This window comes from Nostoc sp. CALU 546, assembly GCF_048836525.1.
The window spans coordinates 1-19486 of sequence record NZ_JAWJTF010000050.1; the positions used below are offsets into that span (position 1 = coordinate 1).

Sequence of the window (19486 nt, forward strand, 5' to 3'; positions counted from 1 at the left end):
AAGACTTTTGATTTTTTCCAATCCTTGTGGTCGGAACATTTACCAAAAACTCTAATCCAAAATCGGCAGTCAACAGGTCAGCCTTGCTGCAACAGTCGAAAACAAAATTGAGAAAGTCTGAGGGTTGGATTCCACAGCTTTTAGTTTCCGGTGTCTGATAGCATATAATTTCGTTGCCAATTCCGAATTAAAGGTGAAGTATGTCTCGTCGTGGTGTTATTCAAAGGCGCCCAGTTCCGTCTGACTCCGTATATAACAGTCGCCTTGTGAGCATGATTATCAGACGGATCATGCGTCATGGCAAAAAATCACTTGCCGCACGTATTGTTTATGATGCATTAAAAACTATTGAGGAACGCACTGGTGCTGGTGCTTTGGAAACCTTTGAAAGAGCAGTGCGAAATGCCACGCCTTTAGTAGAAGTAAAAGCTCGACGAGTAGGTGGAGCAACCTACCAAGTACCAATGGAAGTGCGTACAGAACGGGGCACTACCCTAGCACTGCGTTGGTTAGTGCAATATTCCCGCTCTAGACCAGGCCGGACAATGGCAAGCAAACTGGCAAATGAGTTGATGGATGCTGCCAATGAGACTGGCAATGCCATTCGGAAACGTGAAGAAACGCACCGGATGGCGGAAGCTAACAAAGCATTCGCACACTATCGTTACTAAGTAGAAAAGCGATATATCGCCTTGCCGAAGCGGTATATCGTGGATTTACAAAACAAAGACGGTTTTCCGTAAAAGTATAGAATCTTAACAAAGAGTAATATACAAGATATCATGAGGCAAAAACTATAGGAGGTAGCTGTGGCACGCACGATCCCGCTAGAGAAAGTACGCAACATTGGTATTGCGGCGCATATAGATGCGGGCAAAACAACAACAACAGAGAGAATATTATTTTACTCTGGGATAATTCATAAAATTGGCGAAGTTCATGAAGGAACTGCCGTCACAGACTGGATGGATCAGGAGCGGGAGCGAGGAATTACCATTACTGCCGCTGCAATCAGTACCAGTTGGAAAGATCATCAAATTAACATTATCGATACTCCGGGTCACGTAGACTTCACAATTGAAGTTGAGCGTTCCATGCGTGTGTTGGATGGTGTAATCGCGGTATTTTGTTCTGTGGGCGGCGTGCAACCGCAGTCCGAGACAGTGTGGCGGCAAGCAGAACGCTACAAAGTTCCTCGGATAGCCTTTATTAACAAAATGGATCGCACCGGAGCGAACTTTTATAAAGTTCACGAGCAAATCCGCGATCGCCTGCGGGCGAATGCGATCGCTATTCAACTACCAATTGGTAGTGAAAACGACTTCCAAGGTATTGTTGACCTAGTACGGCAACGTGCGTATATTTACGCTAATGACCAAGGAACCGATATTCAGGAAACTGATATCCCCGAAGCATTGCAAGCTCAGGTAGACGAATTCCGCACCAAGCTAATAGAAGCAGCGGCAGAAACCGATGATGCTCTGATGGCTAAGTACTTCGAGGGAGAAGAACTTACAGAACAGGAAGTTCGGACTGCCCTGCGTAAAGGCACAATTGCGGGGACAATTGTACCAGTACTTTGCGGTTCGGCATTCAAAAACAAAGGCGTGCAATTGATGCTCGATGCAGTTGTCGATTACCTGCCTGCGCCAAGTGAAGTACCGCCAATTCAAGGCTTACTGCCAAATGGCGATACTGTTGAGCGGCGGGCTGATGACAACGAACCTCTAGCAGCTCTGGCATTCAAGATTATGGCTGACCCTTACGGTCGCCTGACATTTGTTCGTGTTTATTCTGGTGTCCTGAAAAAGGGCAGCTACGTTCTCAACGCTAGTAAGAATAAAAAAGAACGGATTTCCCGCTTAGTTCTAATGAAGGCAGATGATCGGCAAGATGTCGATGAACTGCGAGCGGGTGATTTAGGAGCAGCTCTGGGATTGAAAGACACCTTGACAGGTGACACGCTCTGTGATGATGGATCGCCAGTAATTCTGGAATCCCTATTCATTCCTGAGCCTGTAATCTCCGTGGCGGTTGAACCCAAAACCAAGAACGACATGGACAAGTTGTCCAAGGCTCTGCAATCTCTCTCCGAAGAAGACCCCACATTCCGTGTCCGCGTCGATCCGGAAACAAACCAAACCGTGATCGCGGGGATGGGAGAGCTACACCTAGAAATTCTAGTAGACCGGATGTTACGAGAATTTAAGGTGGAAGCGAATGTAGGTGCGCCCCAAGTAGCTTACCGAGAAACAATTCGGAAAGCTGTGAACAAAGTTGAGGGCAAATTCATTCGCCAAAGTGGTGGTAAAGGTCAATACGGTCACGTTGTGATCAATTTGGAGCCTGGAGATCCCGGTACTGGCTTTGAATTCGTCTCCAAAATTGCCGGTGGTTCAGTACCTAAAGAGTATGTTGGCCCCGCAGAACAAGGGATGAAAGAAAGCTGCGAATCCGGTGTTCTAGCTGGATATCCGTTAATTGACGTCAAAGCGACGCTAATTGATGGGTCATACCACGATGTAGACTCTTCGGAAATGGCTTTTAAAATCGCTGGCTCAATGGCGATGAAAGAGGCTGTGCTGAAAGCTTCACCCGTCCTCTTAGAGCCTATGATGAAAGTTGAGGTTGAAGTTCCTGAAGACTATATCGGGAACGTCATTGGCGACCTCATCGCCCGCCGAGGGCAGATTGAAAGCCAAAGCACCGAACAGGGACTTGCTAAGGTCGCATCCAAAGTTCCACTGGCGACCATGTTTGGCTACGCCACTGATATCCGGTCAAAAACGCAAGGTCGGGGTATCTTCACGATGGAGTTCAGCCACTACGAAGAGGTGCCTCGCAGCGTAGCTGAAACTATCATTGCAAAAAGCAAAGGGAACGCTTAGTTAAAATAAGGAAATGAGTATTCATGGCACGCGCAAAGTTTGAAAGGAATAAACCCCACATTAATATCGGTACAGTTGGCCACGTTGACCACGGTAAAACTACCTTGACAGCAGCCATCACCATGACCTTGGCAGCGATGGGTCAGGCTGTAGCCAAAGGCTACGACCAAATTGATAATGCCCCAGAAGAAAAGGCACGGGGTATTACCATCAATACCGCTCACGTAGAGTATGAAACTGCAAATAGACACTATGCTCACGTAGACTGTCCAGGACACGCTGACTATGTGAAAAACATGATCACCGGTGCTGCTCAGATGGACGGAGGTATCCTCGTAGTTGCTGCTACCGATGGTCCTATGCCCCAAACCCGCGAACACATCCTGTTGGCAAAACAGGTAGGCGTTCCCAGTCTGGTTGTCTTCTTGAACAAAGAAGATTTGATGGATGACCCAGAACTCTTGGAACTAGTAGAACTAGAACTTAGAGAACTGCTTTCTAGCTACGATTTCCCTGGCGATGATATCCCTATTATCAAAGGCTCTGGTCTGCAAGCTCTGGAAGCAATGACCAAGAATCCCAAGACCCAACGTGGTGAAAATCCTTGGGTAGATAAAATCTATGAACTGATGGATGCTGTAGATTCTTACATCCCCACACCTGAGCGGGATGTTGATAAACCCTTCTTGATGGCTGTAGAAGACGTGTTCTCAATCACAGGTCGTGGTACTGTCGCCACTGGTCGGATTGAACGGGGTGTAGTCAAAGTTGGCGATAACGTTGAACTAGTGGGTATCAGAGATACTCGTGCTACTACCGTAACTGGGATTGAAATGTTCAAGAAGAGTCTTGAGCAAGGTATGGCTGGAGATAACGCTGGCGTACTACTTCGGGGTATCCAGAAGGCTGATATTGAACGGGGTATGGTAATTGCCAAACCAGGTTCAATTAAACCTCATAATGAATTTGAAGGTGAGGTGTACGTCCTAACAGAAAAAGAAGGTGGTCGTAAGACTCCATTTTTCGCTGGCTACCGTCCCCAGTTCTACGTGCGGACAACCGATGTAACTGGTACTATCAAAGCCTACACTTCCGATGAAGGTAAAGAAGTAGAAATGGTGATGCCAGGCGATCGCATCAAGATGACAGTAGAATTGATCAACGCGATCGCTATTGAACAAGGAATGCGCTTCGCTATCCGCGAAGGCGGTCGCACCATCGGTGCTGGTGTCGTTTCAAAAATTATCAAGTAGCAAGCACCTTTTTGCTCATAACGAAGGAGCAGAGATGGTATTTATTTTGCCTCTCTGCTCCTTTCTCTTCCCCCTATAAATAAGGTAATAGGTTACAGGGGACAGGCAATAGTTTTCTGTAACCTATAACTTGTAACCTTTAACCTGTAAATACTCCCCTAATTACGCAGAACCTGGAAAATTAAAGATGGCAACTCTACAGCAGCAGAAGATTAGAATTCGTTTACAGGCCTTTGATAGGCGCTTATTGGATACATCTTGCGAGAAGATTGTAGACACAGCTAACCGCACCAACGCTACAGCCATAGGCCCAATTCCTTTACCAACAAAACGCCGGATCTATTGTGTGTTGCGATCGCCTCACGTAGATAAAGATTCACGGGAACACTTTGAAACCCGTACTCATCGCCGGATTATTGACATTTACCAACCCTCTTCTAAGACTATTGATGCCCTGATGAAATTGGATCTACCATCGGGCGTAGATATCGAAGTCAAACTTTAATTTAGTCATTAGTCATTGGTCATTTGTCATCAGAAAAGACAAAGGACGAAGGACAAAAGACAAATTACATTAGTATTAATATTTACATAGCCCTGAAGAAATATATCTCAGGGCTTTTATTTAGCTAGGAAACAAATGATAGAATGTAGACAAAATACGGGAAAAGCAGAGAAAAGGAAAATTTTAAAGATTAAGTTTATACTAAGGTAACAATGACATCATCTTCTAAAATTGCAGTTCGCGAACTACCTCTGTTCCCGTTACCCGAAGTAGTTCTGTTTCCTACAAGGCCATTACCCCTGCACATCTTTGAATTTCGCTACCGAATCATGATGAACACGATTTTGGAGAGCGATCGCAGGTTCGGTGTTTTGATGTTCGATCCAGTCAAGGGTACAATTGCAAGCACAGGTTGCTGTGCTGAAATTATTCATCACCAACGGCTGCCAGATGATCGGATCAAGATGTTGACTTTAGGACAGCAAAGATTTCGTGTATTAGAATATGTTCGTGAGAAGCCATACCGTGTTGGCTTAGTAGAGTGGATTGAAGACCAACCACCTACTAAAGATTTGCGACCTTTATCTTCTGAAGTAGAACAACTACTGCGAGATGTTGTGCGTTTGTCAGCCAAGTTAACTGAACAAAATATCGAACTGCCAGAAGATTTGCCTGACCTACCAACAGAGTTATCTTATTGGGTAGCTAGTAACCTTTACGGTGTCGCTCCAGAGCAGCAGCTCTTGCTAGAAATGCAAGATACTGCAACTCGTCTAGAGCGAGAAGCAGAAATTTTGACCTCTACTCGTAATCACTTAGCAGCTCGTGCTGTTCTCAAAGACACATTTAATGAAAAGTGAGGAGTTAAAAATTAGGAGTGAGGAGTTAGGAATTAGGAAGAAATAACAAAAAATAAAAGATTGGCAACTTATAATTTATATTCCCTAACTGAATCACTGATAACTCTTAACTTCTCAAGTAACAGTGCTGATCGATAAAACATTGTAAGCACCAAGAATTTTTAAAATCTCTGTGTGGGTAGTTAATTCTGCTAAAGCAGATTGCATCTGTGCCTCCTTGGCATCCGCTTCTAAATCCATAAAAAATAAATATTCGCCTAGCGATCGCTTCGTCGGACGAGATTCAATTCGGCTGAGGTTAATTCCTAGTTGAGCAAATATTTGCAAAGGCTTGACTAGTGCTCCCGGTGTGTTGGCAGGCATACTAAAAGCCAGCGATGTGTGACTAGCAGACGCTTTTGATGTCTGGTATCCAGCATTAGCTTCGCCATGACTGACTACCCAAAAACGAGTAAAGTTTTCTGGATAGTCGTTAATGCAACTAGCAAGTATGGGTAATTTGTAGAGTTGAGCAGCTCTACTAGAAGCGATCGCTGCCGTTGTTGTATCTTGCCCTAATCGCTGTAATGCTTCGGTTGTAGAATTGCTGGGAATAATTTGTGCAGTCGGCAGAAACCGCTCTAACCATCCCTGACATTGTGCCAAAGCTTGCGGGTGAGAGTAAACAGTTTTTATCTTATCTAAATTAGACGCGCAGGAAATTAACATATGGGCAATGGGTAATACCAAAGCCAATTGAATTCGCAGACTGTCTAATTGCCAGAGTGTATCCAGTGTTGTGGTTACACTCCCTTCAATAGAATTTTCCACTGGCACAACAGCCAACTGGGCTTGACCATCAGCAACGGCGTGTAGTGATTGGGAAATACTGGGATAAGGGCATAATATAGCTTCAATTCCCGTACTTTTGCTCAACCAGTTGACATAAAAAATAGTTGCTTGTTCTGCGTAAGTGCCAGGAGGCCCTAAATGTGCGATGGATAGAGTCATGCCTTTAGCCTTAAGTTACGAGTTTAATCAGTAAATAGAGGTATGGTATTTTCGTCTTGGCAAATATATCTAAAATTTACGCACTAAAGAAATAGACAGAAATATGTATCCAGGAAAACAAGTCATGGAAATCAGTCTTTTTTCAGATAGATTTCCTGGCAGTTTTTTTGCTAAATTTCTCTGAAGATTTCAAAAGAATTATATTAGTTTCTGTATAAAAAATGATGCACATTTTGATTTTTGTGTCAAGAGTCAATTCCTAATGTATATTTATTGAACTAAAGATAGTAATGGGAGTACCAACTTTTTGCTAATGATGGATAGTTGAGAAACAACAATCATTTTTATGGTCAATAAATTTTATACTTTTCTCATAATCAGAACTAAGTTGTTAAAAAATATTAAAATTAAGAAACAGATATTTTTATTCGCTCATGGCTACCCGGTTTACTGCCTCCCAATCGGTTGAAATCGCTGTTCCAGAGCAGCCTATTCCCATTCAGCACTACTTGCGTCAGCCTCAACGTCTAGTTAAGGCTTTGGTTGACAATAGCCGGATTCAGCAGGTTTCTGAGGAGGTATTTCGCTTGAAAATGCGCCCACTAACTTTTATGTCACTAAGTATTCAACCTACTGTGGATATGAGAGTTTGGGCAGAATCAAATGGAATAATTTATTTGCGATCGCTAGGTTGTGAAATCCTGGGTTTCGAGTATATTAACCAGCGCTTTGCTCTCAATTTAAAAGGCTATTTGTCTCCCAAAGAGTTTAGCACTGGCACTCGCCTGCAAGGAAAAGCTGATTTAGAAGTGCTGGTGGATTTCCCGCCGCCATTTTCCTTCACGCCTAAGCCGATTTTAGAAGCTACTGGAAATGGTCTGCTTAAAAGTGTGCTGTTGTCGGTCAAACAACGGTTATTAAATCAACTTTTGGCGGATTATCGCTACTGGGTGATATCACAAACCAAAGATAAAGAACTTGATGGTGATAGTAATGAATTGCCAATCCTGAATGCTGAGTAATTTTTTAACAAACAGAATTCAGGAGTCAAAATTTAATTCTGTAATTAGTGGCACGACTGAATCCCCGACTAATTTATTCTGAATTCTGAATTCTGTATTCTGTATTCTTCTTCAATCACTCAACACTCAGGCGTTTGATTTGGCAAGGACGAAAAGACTGACGATGCAGAGGCGAAGGCCCGTATTGTTGCAAAGCCAGCAAATGCCGCTGACTACCATAACCCTTGTTACTTTCTAGGTTGTACATAGGGTATTTTAATGCCAGACGCAGTACCAAATCGTCACGCCAAACCTTAGCAACAATACTAGCAGAAGCAATAGCAAGCGATCGCTCGTCTCCTTTAACTATTGTTTGTTGTGGCAATAGCAAGTCTTTTATCAACTGATTGCCATCAACCAAGCAAATTTCAGGCTGTACCTTTAACTTCAGCACAGCCCGCTTCATTGCTAATAGCGTCGCTTGCAAAATATTTATCTTGTCAATTTCGGCAGTAGAAGCAAATCCAATTTTCCAGTCTATAGCCAGCTCGCAAATTTGCTGCGCTAGCTGAGTTCTTCGAGAACTAGATAACTTTTTACTGTCTTTAATTTTAGCTGCCATTAGTATTGGCAAAGCGTGATCTGGTAGAATCACTGCTGCCGCCACCACAGGGCCAAATAAAGCACCTCGCCCTACTTCATCCACACCTGCAACCAACCCTGGAATCCCTGACAAGCTAGAAAACTCTAGCCAAGTGGATTTTTCCAAAGGCGTTGGCGATGTTTCTACCATAAAGCAAATTAATTATCCTCGATCGCTGAGGAACGACGACGGCGGCGACGGCTGGCAGTAGCGCTACTATTAGCTTCGCTTTCATCTGCGATCTCGTTCGCGGCTGCGGCTTTCGCAGACAAGCGTCCCGAAGGCTTCACAGTTAACTCTGGTGATTCAGTTGTCTCTTCGATCAAAGATTTTTGTTCTGGTTCAATAACTTTTGGTGTCGGTATTTTGCTTGCGGTTATTTCAGGTGTTGCTTTTTGTGGAATAGGAGTTATTTCAGGTATTGCCTTTTGGACAATAGCGGTTATTTCAGGTATTGCTTTTTGGACAATAGTTGATTCTGAGGTTGATTCAGTTGGGGTCGTTGGCAATTGACCGGGCTGAATCACATTAATAATCACAGACTTGGTATTTTTAACCTCTTGCTCTAACTTCACCAAGGGAGATATGCCCATCAAGGCAAACATATCCTGTTCTTGGAGGCTCATTTCTACAGTTCTAATCTCCGGTGGTTCTACCACTGGTTTAACTGGTTCTGCCTTGATGATTTTAGTGCGCTCTACTCTTTCACTCCAACCTGGTTTACCAAGGGTGGGTGAGGGAATTTCTGGTGCAACTCCTAGTTCTGGTTCCATATCAAGGTCTAAGTCTGGCTCGTTGACAAAAGCCAGTGGATTGGGAACAACCCGAGCTTCATCTTTCCCGTTTAACCCATTGACACCAATGCGACTGCGGCGAGTGCGGGTACGACGCTTATCATTAAGCTCTTGATAACTAGGATGATTGATCAGATTTAGGTTACTCAATTCCGAGTCGCCGTCAAATGCTTCCCCAAATCCATCGTATGTTTCTCGTGGTTCAGGGGTGCGGGCAGATGGCTGACGTGGTTCTCGGTGAGGTAAGGATACAAAACGTTCGCGCTCTGGTGTCTCTGCCGGTATCGGTAATCGGTTTTCGATTTCTCCAGGCAGACGCACGGTATGTCCTAAACCACCACAGGTTGGGCAAGTTTCACCAAACAATTCGTAAATATTTTGACCCTGACGTTTGCGAGTCAGTTCTACTAGACCCAGTTCAGTAAGTTGGGCAATCTGGGGACGAGCTTTGTCTGCTTTGAGTGCTTTATTAAAGTGTTCGAGAACTTGTAATTGGTCACGTCGCGATTCCATATCGATAAAATCAACAACGATCACTCCGGCGATATTCCGTAGACGCAACTGGCGAGCAATTTCTGTTGCCGCTTCGCAGTTTGTCCACAAAACTGTTTCTCTAGCTGTTGCCGATCGCGTGAAGGAACCTGAGTTAACATCGATTACGGTTAATGCCTCCGTCGGCTCGATGATGATGTAACCTCCAGAAGGTAAGTCTACCCTTGGTTTCAGAGCTTCTCTAATGGCAGCAGTGATGCGGAAGTATTCTAAAATTGGGGAGCGATCGCGATGATGGTCAATCAACAATCCCTGCGGTGTTTGACCACCACTCCAATTCTGCAAGTACTGTTTGACGCGTTTCAAACCAGTACTGGAATCTACGACAATCCGATTTACATCCGCGCCGTACATATCCCGCAATACGCGCTGAATAAAATCATCGTCTCGGTTGAGCAGTGCTGGAGCACGGGTAGAATGGGCTTCCTGCTGAATGGCCTCCCACTGCTTTTGCAGCAACTCCAAATCTTCCATAATTGCTTCTTCGGGTTTGCCTTCTGCTTCTGTACGCACAAGCAAACCCATTCCCGCCGGTTTGACCAAAATCGCTAATGCCCGTAAGCGGTTGCGCTCACTTTCACTTTTAATTCGTCGGGATAAATTTACGCCCCTACCGTATGGCATCAGTACTACGTAGCGTCCAGGTAAGGTGATATTACCCGTGAGTCTGGGCCCTTTTGTCCCCGTTGGCTCTTTCATTACTTGCACCAAAACTTTCTGTTGTGGTGCAAGTAGTTCTGTAATTGCCGCTGCGGTACGCTTGAGCTTCAATGGCCCCAAGTCGGTGACGTGAATAAAACCGTTGCGCTCTGGGTCGCCTATATTGACAAAAGCCGCATCTATCCCAGGCAAGACGTTTTCTACTACTCCTAAGTAGATATCACCTATTTGATGATGACCTGTAGCAACAACGAGTTCCTGTATTTGATCTTCAGAAAAAACCGCAGCAATTTGGTGCTGCTCCGCGATGATAATTTGTTTCGGCATTCAATTTCCTCAAAAATTGGCAGCACTTACAGGTTTGAGGTTTGTTGTATCAAGTCCGGTTAATTACTTGTAATTCAAAACTCCCTGCGTCTCCGCATCAGTTTTAATTATTAGTATTTTCTCGGTTTGATATTATACTTTTGCTGCCCTCACAACCCTCAAAAGGCGCTACTGATAATAAAAATCGCAAATCTGAGCTTCTAAGTTAAATAGCTATTGGCGCTCTTAAGAGCGTTTCCACGGCTGATTATTCCAGAACGGCTGCATATCGTTTAAGCAATTAAATCAACCGTCCGTGGTTGATTTGTGATGCAATACCCTCAATTAAGAGAGTTCTGAGTTGAAAGTTCTAAATCCTGAGTGAGCATTTTAACTCAGGACGCTTCATTTGATAGTAACCTACTGAATTCGTGAAGAAAAAGAAACTATTTCTATTTTCCATTCCCCGGATTTATCTTAGGGTTATACTCAGCAGCGCCAGTTGCTACCCTGCCTTGAGCCGCTCTAGCCTAAGACAAGCCGCGCTTTGCGCGTCTGTGAAAGTCTACAAGTCGGCATAACCGACAGCAGTTGCTTTAACTCTAAAAAGTAATGCACTAGCTCTTAGGCACTACGTGGATTAGACATTCAGCAGTTGTTTCAAAAGCATGAATTTGGAGAAGCTAACCGAGCCTGCTGTTAGTTACTGATTCACAAGGTAGCTATAGAGAGAGTGTGCATTCTTTAATCTGCTTTTTGTTTGTCTGGGATAAAATCCTAGAAGTTGCACTCTAATATCTTTGCTTTCGCCCCCTGAATACCAGGGTAGTGAACCAGCTAATTCAATGCAGCGCCAGAAAATTTCTCTTCAACCCATTCTAACGCAACCTTGCTAAAAATCAATTCATATTAAATGCAATGTTAGGACAACTACTAGCAAGTTGCCCTACAGGGATTATACCCCTAAAATTAGCCGATTGCGGTGGATGTGTAGGAGTTGGAATTCTACATTAGCCACTGTCTCTAGCATAAACAGAATTTGTTCAGGACGCAACAGCAAACCGTCCTGGCGATAGCTACCTAGATAACGGATCACAGATGACATAGATTCTGCTTTGCTATTGGAGGTTTCTACTAATTCCAGTTCAAATAAGCGATCGCGCAGATTTATTAACTGGCTCTTGCCTGACTTAGTTATTTGCTCGTACCAAAGTTCCTCTTTCGCTTTGATTGTATCAATCCAGTTTTGCCATTGTATGGGTGTTGTTTCTGCAAGTGCTGCTACAGTAATCAAATACTCTGCGGACTCTAGCAGTTGGGTAGCGGCACTAGCTTTTAAATCTATCTGCTCCACATTATATATAGGTATGTCTGTGGGCATTTCACGAGCCAACTGTTCTTGGAAAGTATCAATTTCCATTGGCACAGTTAACTCAAAATCTGCAATTTCACCGCTGCTAGTAGCCCCTAAAGCCAAAGCAGTTGCTAGAGAAATCCGCGGCATTGGATGAAATCCACCAGTGAAAGCGATTGGTAAGCCTGCTCGCCGCACAACTCGGTCAAAGAGACGAATTAAATCCAGATGACTCATCAAAGCCATGTTACCCTGTTTACCAAACCAAAGTCGCAGTCTTTGCGCCTTTGTTGTGTTGGGGACAAACTCACCAGCGAATTGTGGGATAGCAGGTGATTCAATCACGATGTTATGCCCAAAGTCTGTGCCACAGACGCCACAGTGAGAACAACCTTCAAAGGAGCAATCGGGTACAATTGCAGCTTCTAAGGCACGTTGCAAGTCTTCTTGGAGCCACTTTTTGTCAATCCCGGTATCAATATGATCCCAAGGCAGGGGAATATCGAGGGAGTGGGGAGGGACGCGATTAATCGTGTCTGTACTAGGGAGTGAGGAGTTAGGAGTTAAGAATTGGTCATTTTCCGCATCTTTCGATCTCTTCTGCTCTTGGACATGAAATAAATTCCATTCACCATTCTCTATTTGACGGTATTTCCAATCTAGATCGGCTTGGGCGATCGCAGACCCCCAAGCACTAAAAGCTTGATCTAAATTTTCATACCAGGAATCCATACCTGCTCCCAATTCCCAGGCACGGCGGACGACTTTGCTCAAATTGCGATCGCCTCGTCCCACAAAATCTTCCATTGCCGAAATGCGGACATCAGTAAAATTTACCTTCACTGCCTTGATTCGGCGGAATTCTTGCCGTAACAAGTTTTGTTTACGCTTAAATTCAGCGGTAGAAACTGAGTGCCACTGGAATGGTGTATGGGGCTTGGGCGTAAAGTTAGAAATTGTCAGGTTAAAGTTTAGGGGTTTTCTACCCTTACCTCGACATTCTCGCTGTAGCCAGCTTACTGTTTCGGCAATGCCCAAAACATCAGCATCTGTCTCACCCGGCAAGCCAATCATAAAATACAACTTTATTTTATCCCAGCCTTGCTCCCAAGCGGTTTTTACTCCCCGCAACAATTCTTCATTCGTCAAACCCTTATTTACGATGTCTCGCATCCGCTGAGTACCAGCTTCTGGAGCAAAAGTTAGTCCACCTTGGCGCGTACCTCCAAGGATGTTGGCAATATTCTCATCAAATCTGTCTACCCGTTGGCTTGGTAGAGTCAGAGAAATGTTTTCATTTTTTAAGCGATTTTTGATTTCCATCCCCACTGCTGGTAGGGACAAATAATCAGAACAACTCAGAGATAGTAGAGAAAACTCATTGTAACCAGTTGCCCGCATTCCCTGTTCAATTGCTTCTACAACCTTATCGGGTTCTACATCCCGTGCTGGTCGAGTCAGCATTCCTGGTTGACAGAAGCGACAGCCACGAGTGCAACCACGTCGAATCTCAATGGTTAAACGGTCATGCACCGTTTCTACATAAGGAACTAAACCAATGGAATATGCTGGTATGGGAGTTGCCACCCTTCGCAGAATTCGCTTCGGCACATCTAGGCGACAAGGATGAACTGAGCCATCCTTTGCCATGTCGTAAAACTGAGGCACATATACGCCTGGTATCTGTGCCAAATCCAGTAACAGATGTTCTCGACTTAATCCTGCTTGTTTGCCTTCTCCCAATACCAAACCAATTTCTGGCAGTAGTTCCTCTCCATCTCCAAGGGCGATAAAGTCGAAAAAGTCAGCGTAAGGTTCAGGATTTGATGTCGCTGTTTGCCCACCAGCGAAAATCAACGGAAATGAGGACTGGGTATCGGTAGATTCCCTACCCCCCTGCCCCTCTGCTCCTCTGCTCCCCTGCCTCTCTCTCCACGTCAAGGGAATTCCAGCCAAATTCAACATTTCGAGGATATTAGTTGCACCCAGTTCGTAACTGAGGCTAAAGCCTAAAATGTCAAATTCTGTTAGCGATCGCTTTGACTCTACCGCAAACAATGGCGTATTAGTTTCGCGTAGTTTGTCTGCCAGGTCTTTTCCTGGGAGGTAGGCGCGATCGCACAATTGACGTGGTTGGGCATTCAAAATGTTATAAAGGATGATGTGCCCTAAATTAGATGCACCGACTTCATACACTTCCGGGTATGTTAAAACCCAATGTATTGCTGTCGTATCCCAAGGTTTATGTACTGCTAACAGCTCGTTACCCAAGTAACGAGCTGGTTTTGAAATACCCGACGTTATTAATCTTTCAACTGCAACAACCACTGTGCTATCTTCTAGCTACCTTAATTACAGCTACTCAATCCCAACCTTAGCATTGAATTAGGTCTTCTAACAGAGTTTATCGTTGCAACTTACAACTCCTTTACATAAACTCCACTTAAATTTCCCGAACCTTTGTGATTTTACATAAATTTATATTTGGGACAACTCGGCTTCACCGTCTAATATTTCAAATACCCTATCGAGTTGCGTCAGTTCAAAAATAATTCTAATTGTTGGAGCAACAGCGCAAAGCTGGCAACTCCGTCCTAAAGTAAGAGCCAGCTTGTGTGTAGATAACAATGCCATCAACCCCGCACTGTCTAAGGATTCTACTGCTGCTAGGTCTACTACCAAGATGGAAATACCATTTTGTGCCAACGCTGTGGTCATATCTCGTTCAAATTCCAAGGCGTTTGCAGCATTCAAACACCCTTGGGGGCGAATAACTGCAATCTTGGGATAGTTAAGCACTGCTTGCATAGTTACATCCTGTTGAGAATTGTCGAAGCGTCAAGCTAAAGATTATTTGAACATAAACTCTATTTTGTTGCATCGACCATACGTCTTAGCTCTCTTTGCTGAATCTTTATTGGTTTAGTATGTCTGTTTAAAGATTGTTATAATTCCAGGTTAAAATGTGTTTATATATACTTTTTTTTTATCTCAGTTCAAAAACAATCAACTATAGACAGCCATAGAGCAGACAAATTATCAGTAACTATGCTGAGAAACCTTGCCTAGTCTATAACTAGAGCTAATTTAGCCAAGTCTTAACGGTAGGTTAAATCTCCCACTTTAGCGTTGCTAATGGTATACCGGAAAGTCATAGCGAATTATCTATCTAACTAATTAAATTGTGATATATATCACTAGCAAGTTAGTATTTGGATCACTCTTTATACTGAGACTGATCTGGGATGATTAGTATCATATTACAGTTGGGTTATTACTTATGAGAACTCAGTACGCTATTCGTAAATTGGTAGAAAAAGCTCTTGACATTAAAAAACTAACTCCTGAGATAGAAAATGAAATAAACTCAGAACTGACGGAACTTGGTTACATTTCTGATGTTGATTACGAAGCCTTAGAATTATTAATGGCAGAGATGGATGCTGGACGAGTCCAGTTGGTTCCTAGCCTGGGATTTTAAAATAATTTGTAATTCGTAATTCGTCGTCATGATGCTCTCTCTCTAAGAGAAGCTCTCGATAGCTTGCTTCTCTGTAAGGATAAGTAGACTCGCTACCGTTACGCTAACGTAATTAAGTTTTGTAATGGGGATTGAAAAAGAGCCATGAAACTTGTTTATGACGAGAGATTCTTGACTTAAAAACTTTTCTATGAGGCTAATTATTTAAATATTTAAGGTGGCGTAAACTTTGATAATGAACCTCTACATCGTGCATTCATAGTAAATCGCCAGTCATTGCTAAGTAAAAAACTCAGCACTTAGCACTCAGAACTATCTTGGTATGCTTGCCAAAGTTGGTGAATAAACTGATTGAGTTGCTGTTTGGCTACTGAGTCAGGTTCAGTTTTTGGTTCTTTTGCTAAAAGTTGGCTCAAGAAGGTAATCACTTCTGTATCTAAAGCTGGTCGAAATAAATTGGCAGGCCAAAGCAAGTCAGATGCATCTCGCAAATCGGTAATTAACGGCGATTCTTGAGTCCACGTGACCATTAATAAAGGACGCACCCAGCACAGCTGGCGGGAAACTACAAATTGAATAACTTCTGCATACAAATTTCTGTCGCCATACTTTAAAGACACAATTTGTCCCGGTTGAAGAAAATCTAGGCTCATGTCTATCATTATGCAGTTTGGGCAGGGGCAAGGATTATTTTGCAACTTCCTTAATCTTAAAAGTGAAAATGCGCTACGTTAAGGAAAGCTTCTGTAAAATTAGGGTAGCACTCTTATGGCAGCCATGTCTTAGACATCTGTCTCACAAGTGGCTACGCAAAACTAATACAACCAATCCCTGGCAGCAAAGAGTTTTCCTAGCATAGTATCTGAGCAGAAATACTATAGAATAGGTAAACGACTGTTAAGCGATCGCAAAACAGAGATTTTGTTGTAGTGAAGTAACGAGAAAAGAGCAAAGAGCCGTGTCAGTTGAAACTATTCAAAAGCCTTCCACAACCCGCAAGCTCGCGCCTCGGTATCGCGTTTTGCTCCATAACGACGACTACAACTCTATGGAGCATGTTGTACAGTCACTAATAGCCACTGTACCAAGCCTTACCCAACCCCAAGCTGTGAGCATCATGATGGAAGCCCATACTAACGGGCTAGCTTTAGTCATTACTTGCGCCCTGGAACACGCTGAGTTTTATTGCGAAACATTGAAAAGTCACGGTTTAAGTAGCACGATTGAACCTGATGAATAGTCATTGGTCATTGGTCATTGGTCATTAGTAGAAATATAGAGTATTGACTGGTGACTTAACATTGGTATGAAAAAAAACCTTGTCCATTTAGCTGAACGCCCTGCCCCTATTAGGCTGGGTGCTTTTATTTTGACTTTACTGTTGCTATGGTTGCCATTTGCTACACCAATATACTTACTAGTGCATGATTCAAACTTAGAAAGTATATTGACTTTGGTATTGTTATATGGAATATTTATTTTTCTCCTGAGACTATGGGGTAAATATGTCTACCAGCAGCCCCAAATTCTGAGGCATTATGGCTTAGAATTCACGCGGCAAAACGGTGTGGATTTACTGCGTGGCTTGGCTCTGGGGATAATTAATATTCTGATACTTTTTGGGGTACAAAGTTTGTTGGGTTGGTTGGTGTGGCAACAACCGAAAGTTTTTTTGCTGAAAGTTGTTTTTGAGGGTTTACTTGTTGCTTTGGGCATCGGATTTGCTGAGGAATTGTTATTCCGAGGCTGGTTGTTAGATGAGTTACAACGAGATTACAGTCTGCGTGTGGCACTGTGGACAGATGCAACTGCGTTTGCTACATTGCACTTTATTAAACCTTTGGAGGCAATTATTCATACACTGCCGCAATTTCCAGCTTTAGTACTACTGGGGTTAACGCAAGTATGGGGAAAGCGTTGGCGGAGGGGACGCTTGGGTTTTCCAATTGGTTTACATGGTGGTTTAGTTTGGGGTTACTACATTATTAATGTAGGTAAATTAGTGAAATATTCTGGTCAAGTTCCTGATTGGGTAACTGGTGTGAATAATAATCCCCTACAAGGAGTTATGGGAGTGTTGTTAATGAGTGTACTAGCTTTGTGGATACGAGGAAGAACAGAGCGATCGCTTGTCTGATAAGATAAGCGTTAGTTTTTTACGGCAGCAAAAGAGTCAGTTAGTATCTTCTTAAAATTATCTTGATACATATTTACAGGAAATAGTATTCACACCAAATTAATTGATTTTGCTATTATGCATCCCATGATTAAATTGTACAGTGCGTAAGTAAGTCCTAATATTAATGCTTAATTGCTGTGGCAATAGAGTAGTAAAGATAGGATTGTAAATTTAAAAATGATTTAATGAGCTTATGGAAGATAGAAGAGAAAATATCAACAGTCGAAAGTTACTCAAAAGATATGCGGCAGGAGAAAGAGATTTTGCTGGAATTCGCTTCAGTTCGTCAGCATTGGATGGAGTCGATCTGCGCGAAATTGACTTGAGTGAAGCTGATTTGATCAGGGTTGATTTAAGTGGTAGCAACTTGAGTCATGCCAACTTGAGTGGAGCCAGATTGCTGTGTGTAAATTTGTATGCTGCTAATCTCGAAGGTGCTAATTTGCGTGGGGCTGACTTGAGTGGTGCAGATTGCATAGGAACTAACTTCAGAAATGCAGACCTGAGCGAAGCTATTTTAAGTGGTACTGATTTCACTGGGGCTGACTTGTATGCGGTAGAAATGGATGATGCTATTTTGATTGCAACCGACTTTAGAGCAGCCCAAAATTTTAGCAGTCCCGGACAAGGTTCTTTGATTTGTAAAACCTTTTGGGCAGACGGTGAATTCTTCAAAGGCCCCGACTGGCTCGAATGATGTATTTATCAATACTTTTCGATTATGCAGTTTATTAAGTTAATACTCTACTGTTAATTCTCCATAAAATTCGGATGGGAATAAAAACGATCGCCATAATTCACCTTGCGCGATCGCACCTACGCCACATTTTTGACTGAGATAATTCCTTCACTACACCACTGGATCATGGGTAACTGGTGTGAATAAAAATCCCCTGCTAGGAGTGATAGGGTATTGTTAATGAGTGTACTAGCTTTGGGGATACGAGGGCGAACTGAGCGATCGCCTCTTTGATAGGATAAGCACTGGCTTACATACACACTAGTAATCAAGCGGACATGATATTAAAGTGCTTATCCAAACCGTATTAAAATGTATTTGACATTCAAACAAATATAGCTGTGATGTTTTTCATAAAAATTGCCAAGGAGAAAAAACAATGATACAGCCAGTCATTTTAGAAAAATTAGAAGAACTCCCTGAGTCTCTTCAGACAGAAGTGCTTCATTACATTGAGTTTTTGATAGAGAAGCACGTTAAAAACTCTACCGAAGAAAAGCAGACAAACAAGCGTCGCGTTGCTGGAACGATGAAAGGAATGTTTGTTCTGCCATTGCCTAATGACTTTGATGAGCCGCTTCAAGATATGAAAGAATATATGGAATGAATAGATTACTATTGGATACTCATGCTTTTATCTGGTTTGTCTCGAATGATGCCACCCTGCCAGTGTTAACTAGAGAAAAAATTGAATCTGCTGAGGCTGTTTTCTTTAGTATTGCCAGTCTTTGGGAAATGGCGATTAAACTCAACATTGGAAAACTATCCCTACAGGGTGCTTTTGAAGAGATTGAACCTAAAGTAATTGCTGCGGGTATAACGATTCTCCCTATTACCTTTCCCCATACTGTTCAATTCCGTTATTTACCACTCCATCATCGAGATCCGTTTGATCGTATTCTGGTGGCACAGGCGATAAATCATTCCCTTGTTTTGATTAGTCGTGATTCGGCTTTTGATGCCTATAATATTCAGCGGGTTTGGTGATGAAAAAGTGGTTACGGCACGTAGCATCAAATATCCTCCCGTGGAAAGCTAGCCCATTCTTCACTACGGGCTATATCGATTCATGTGCGGAAGGTGCATTTCCTAAATCAGCACATAGTCCCCACAAGGATTGGCGAGGAAGAGTAGAGAGTTTATCTGTTAACTCGCGTTCTATATCAGGAGCAATTTGCTGGATCAAACGTACTTTATCTACAGTTGAAAGCTGCTTTGCTAGTTTGATGATTTCTTGTAAACTCACAAATTTTCACCTGCTTCATCTGCAAAAATTTTAAC

19 protein-coding genes are annotated in these 19486 nt (G+C 43.0%); 12 read left to right on the plus strand and 7 right to left on the minus strand.

Annotated elements, in window-relative coordinates; all coding sequences use genetic code 11:
- The first annotated feature begins 200 nt into the window (after positions 1-200).
- The 5 genes from rpsG to RRG12_RS22640 all read left to right on the plus strand — a co-directional run bounded on the left by rpsG (position 201) and on the right by RRG12_RS22640 (position 5506).
- Positions 201-671 carry a 30S ribosomal protein S7 gene (gene rpsG / locus RRG12_RS22620; RefSeq protein ID WP_069070112.1) on the plus strand — a complete coding sequence of 157 codons (471 nt, stop codon included), beginning with the start codon at positions 201-203 and terminating at the stop codon, positions 669-671.
- Between the two features lie 138 nt (positions 672-809).
- Positions 810-2888: an elongation factor G gene (gene fusA, locus RRG12_RS22625; protein ID WP_069070113.1), complete on the plus strand. Its 2079-nt coding sequence runs from the start codon at positions 810-812 to the stop codon at positions 2886-2888.
- Between the two features lie 23 nt (positions 2889-2911).
- Positions 2912-4141, plus strand: coding sequence for an elongation factor Tu (tuf, locus tag RRG12_RS22630; protein ID WP_069070114.1), 1230 nt, complete (start codon positions 2912-2914; stop codon positions 4139-4141).
- 187 nt (positions 4142-4328) lie between these two features.
- Complete coding sequence (rpsJ, locus tag RRG12_RS22635; RefSeq protein ID WP_008232935.1) at positions 4329-4646, plus strand: 30S ribosomal protein S10; 318 nt, start codon at positions 4329-4331, stop codon at positions 4644-4646.
- A gap of 212 nt (positions 4647-4858) precedes the next feature.
- Positions 4859-5506, plus strand: a complete 648-nt coding sequence (locus RRG12_RS22640) for an LON peptidase substrate-binding domain-containing protein (protein ID WP_420758700.1) — start codon at positions 4859-4861, stop codon at positions 5504-5506.
- A gap of 114 nt (positions 5507-5620) precedes the next feature.
- Here the strand turns inward: RRG12_RS22640 and pheA are convergent, their stop codons facing one another.
- On the minus strand, positions 5621-6496 hold the full coding sequence (gene pheA, locus RRG12_RS22645; RefSeq protein ID WP_069070116.1) for a prephenate dehydratase: 876 nt from the start codon (positions 6494-6496) through the stop codon (positions 5621-5623).
- 434 nt (positions 6497-6930) lie between these two features.
- On the opposite strand from pheA, the gene RRG12_RS22650 reads away from it, so the two are divergent.
- Positions 6931-7518, plus strand: coding sequence for a DUF1997 domain-containing protein (locus RRG12_RS22650; RefSeq protein ID WP_069070117.1), 588 nt, complete (start codon positions 6931-6933; stop codon positions 7516-7518).
- A gap of 115 nt (positions 7519-7633) precedes the next feature.
- On the opposite strand, the gene RRG12_RS22655 is transcribed toward RRG12_RS22650, so the two are convergent.
- The 4 genes from RRG12_RS22655 to RRG12_RS22670 all read right to left on the minus strand — a co-directional run bounded on the left by RRG12_RS22655 (position 7634) and on the right by RRG12_RS22670 (position 14614).
- Positions 7634-8290 (minus strand): ribonuclease HII, encoded by a 657-nt coding sequence (locus tag RRG12_RS22655; protein WP_420758701.1) that lies wholly within the window; start codon positions 8288-8290, stop codon positions 7634-7636.
- Positions 8291-8298: 8 nt separating this feature from the next.
- Positions 8299-10473, minus strand: a complete 2175-nt coding sequence (locus RRG12_RS22660; RefSeq protein WP_069070119.1) for an Rne/Rng family ribonuclease — start codon at positions 10471-10473, stop codon at positions 8299-8301.
- A 934-nt stretch (positions 10474-11407) separates the two neighbouring features.
- Positions 11408-14134, minus strand: coding sequence for a TIGR03960 family B12-binding radical SAM protein (locus RRG12_RS22665; RefSeq protein WP_420758702.1), 2727 nt, complete (start codon positions 14132-14134; stop codon positions 11408-11410).
- Between the two features lie 150 nt (positions 14135-14284).
- On the minus strand, positions 14285-14614 hold the full coding sequence (locus RRG12_RS22670; protein WP_420758703.1) for an STAS domain-containing protein: 330 nt from the start codon (positions 14612-14614) through the stop codon (positions 14285-14287).
- Positions 14615-15086: 472 nt separating this feature from the next.
- Here RRG12_RS22670 and RRG12_RS22675 point away from each other — a divergent pair, with 472 nt between their 5' ends.
- Positions 15087-15287 carry a hypothetical protein gene (locus tag RRG12_RS22675; RefSeq protein ID WP_069070122.1) on the plus strand — a complete coding sequence of 67 codons (201 nt, stop codon included), beginning with the start codon at positions 15087-15089 and terminating at the stop codon, positions 15285-15287.
- A gap of 299 nt (positions 15288-15586) precedes the next feature.
- Here the strand turns inward: RRG12_RS22675 and RRG12_RS22680 are convergent, their stop codons facing one another.
- A complete protein-coding gene (locus tag RRG12_RS22680; RefSeq protein ID WP_069070154.1) occupies positions 15587-15940 on the minus strand; it encodes a hypothetical protein in 354 nt (117 codons plus the stop codon).
- Positions 15941-16245: 305 nt separating this feature from the next.
- Here RRG12_RS22680 and clpS point away from each other — a divergent pair, with 305 nt between their 5' ends.
- From clpS to RRG12_RS22705, 5 genes are all read left to right on the plus strand, one after another.
- Positions 16246-16527, plus strand: coding sequence for an ATP-dependent Clp protease adapter ClpS (gene clpS / locus RRG12_RS22685; protein ID WP_069070124.1), 282 nt, complete (start codon positions 16246-16248; stop codon positions 16525-16527).
- A 66-nt stretch (positions 16528-16593) separates the two neighbouring features.
- A complete protein-coding gene (locus tag RRG12_RS22690; RefSeq protein WP_420758704.1) occupies positions 16594-17424 on the plus strand; it encodes a CPBP family intramembrane glutamic endopeptidase in 831 nt (276 codons plus the stop codon).
- Positions 17425-17659: 235 nt separating this feature from the next.
- Positions 17660-18163: a pentapeptide repeat-containing protein gene (locus tag RRG12_RS22695; protein WP_420758705.1), complete on the plus strand. Its 504-nt coding sequence runs from the start codon at positions 17660-17662 to the stop codon at positions 18161-18163.
- Between the two features lie 421 nt (positions 18164-18584).
- Positions 18585-18812 carry a DUF2281 domain-containing protein gene (locus RRG12_RS22700; RefSeq protein ID WP_420758706.1) on the plus strand — a complete coding sequence of 76 codons (228 nt, stop codon included), beginning with the start codon at positions 18585-18587 and terminating at the stop codon, positions 18810-18812.
- Positions 18809-19192, plus strand: coding sequence for a type II toxin-antitoxin system VapC family toxin (locus tag RRG12_RS22705; protein WP_420758707.1), 384 nt, complete (start codon positions 18809-18811; stop codon positions 19190-19192). The genes RRG12_RS22700 and RRG12_RS22705 overlap by 4 nt, the downstream gene beginning before the upstream one ends.
- A 70-nt stretch (positions 19193-19262) precedes the next feature.
- On the opposite strand, the gene RRG12_RS22710 is transcribed toward RRG12_RS22705, so the two are convergent.
- On the minus strand, positions 19263-19451 hold the full coding sequence (locus RRG12_RS22710; protein WP_420758708.1) for a hypothetical protein: 189 nt from the start codon (positions 19449-19451) through the stop codon (positions 19263-19265).
- Positions 19452-19486 lie beyond the last annotated feature (35 nt).

What these genes read in the sequence shown, in the direction of transcription:
- RRG12_RS22670 (WP_420758703.1), bottom strand. Translation starts at nt 14,614, where the DNA reads ATGCAAGCAGTGCTTAACTATCCCAAGATTGCAGTTATTCGCCCCCAA.
- RRG12_RS22705 (WP_420758707.1), top strand. Translation starts at nt 18,809, where the DNA reads ATGAATAGATTACTATTGGATACTCATGCTTTTATCTGGTTTGTCTCG.
- RRG12_RS22640 (WP_420758700.1), top strand. Translation starts at nt 4,859, where the DNA reads ATGACATCATCTTCTAAAATTGCAGTTCGCGAACTACCTCTGTTCCCG.
- RRG12_RS22700 (WP_420758706.1), top strand. Translation starts at nt 18,585, where the DNA reads ATGATACAGCCAGTCATTTTAGAAAAATTAGAAGAACTCCCTGAGTCT.
- pheA (WP_069070116.1), bottom strand. Translation starts at nt 6,496, where the DNA reads ATGACTCTATCCATCGCACATTTAGGGCCTCCTGGCACTTACGCAGAA.
- rpsG (WP_069070112.1), top strand. Translation starts at nt 201, where the DNA reads ATGTCTCGTCGTGGTGTTATTCAAAGGCGCCCAGTTCCGTCTGACTCC.
- rpsJ (WP_008232935.1), top strand. Translation starts at nt 4,329, where the DNA reads ATGGCAACTCTACAGCAGCAGAAGATTAGAATTCGTTTACAGGCCTTT.
- RRG12_RS22695 (WP_420758705.1), top strand. Translation starts at nt 17,660, where the DNA reads ATGGAAGATAGAAGAGAAAATATCAACAGTCGAAAGTTACTCAAAAGA.
- RRG12_RS22690 (WP_420758704.1), top strand. Translation starts at nt 16,594, where the DNA reads ATGAAAAAAAACCTTGTCCATTTAGCTGAACGCCCTGCCCCTATTAGG.
- RRG12_RS22660 (WP_069070119.1), bottom strand. Translation starts at nt 10,473, where the DNA reads ATGCCGAAACAAATTATCATCGCGGAGCAGCACCAAATTGCTGCGGTT.
- RRG12_RS22680 (WP_069070154.1), bottom strand. Translation starts at nt 15,940, where the DNA reads ATGAGCCTAGATTTTCTTCAACCGGGACAAATTGTGTCTTTAAAGTAT.
- tuf (WP_069070114.1), top strand. Translation starts at nt 2,912, where the DNA reads ATGGCACGCGCAAAGTTTGAAAGGAATAAACCCCACATTAATATCGGT.
- RRG12_RS22655 (WP_420758701.1), bottom strand. Translation starts at nt 8,290, where the DNA reads ATGGTAGAAACATCGCCAACGCCTTTGGAAAAATCCACTTGGCTAGAG.
- RRG12_RS22675 (WP_069070122.1), top strand. Translation starts at nt 15,087, where the DNA reads ATGAGAACTCAGTACGCTATTCGTAAATTGGTAGAAAAAGCTCTTGAC.
- RRG12_RS22650 (WP_069070117.1), top strand. Translation starts at nt 6,931, where the DNA reads ATGGCTACCCGGTTTACTGCCTCCCAATCGGTTGAAATCGCTGTTCCA.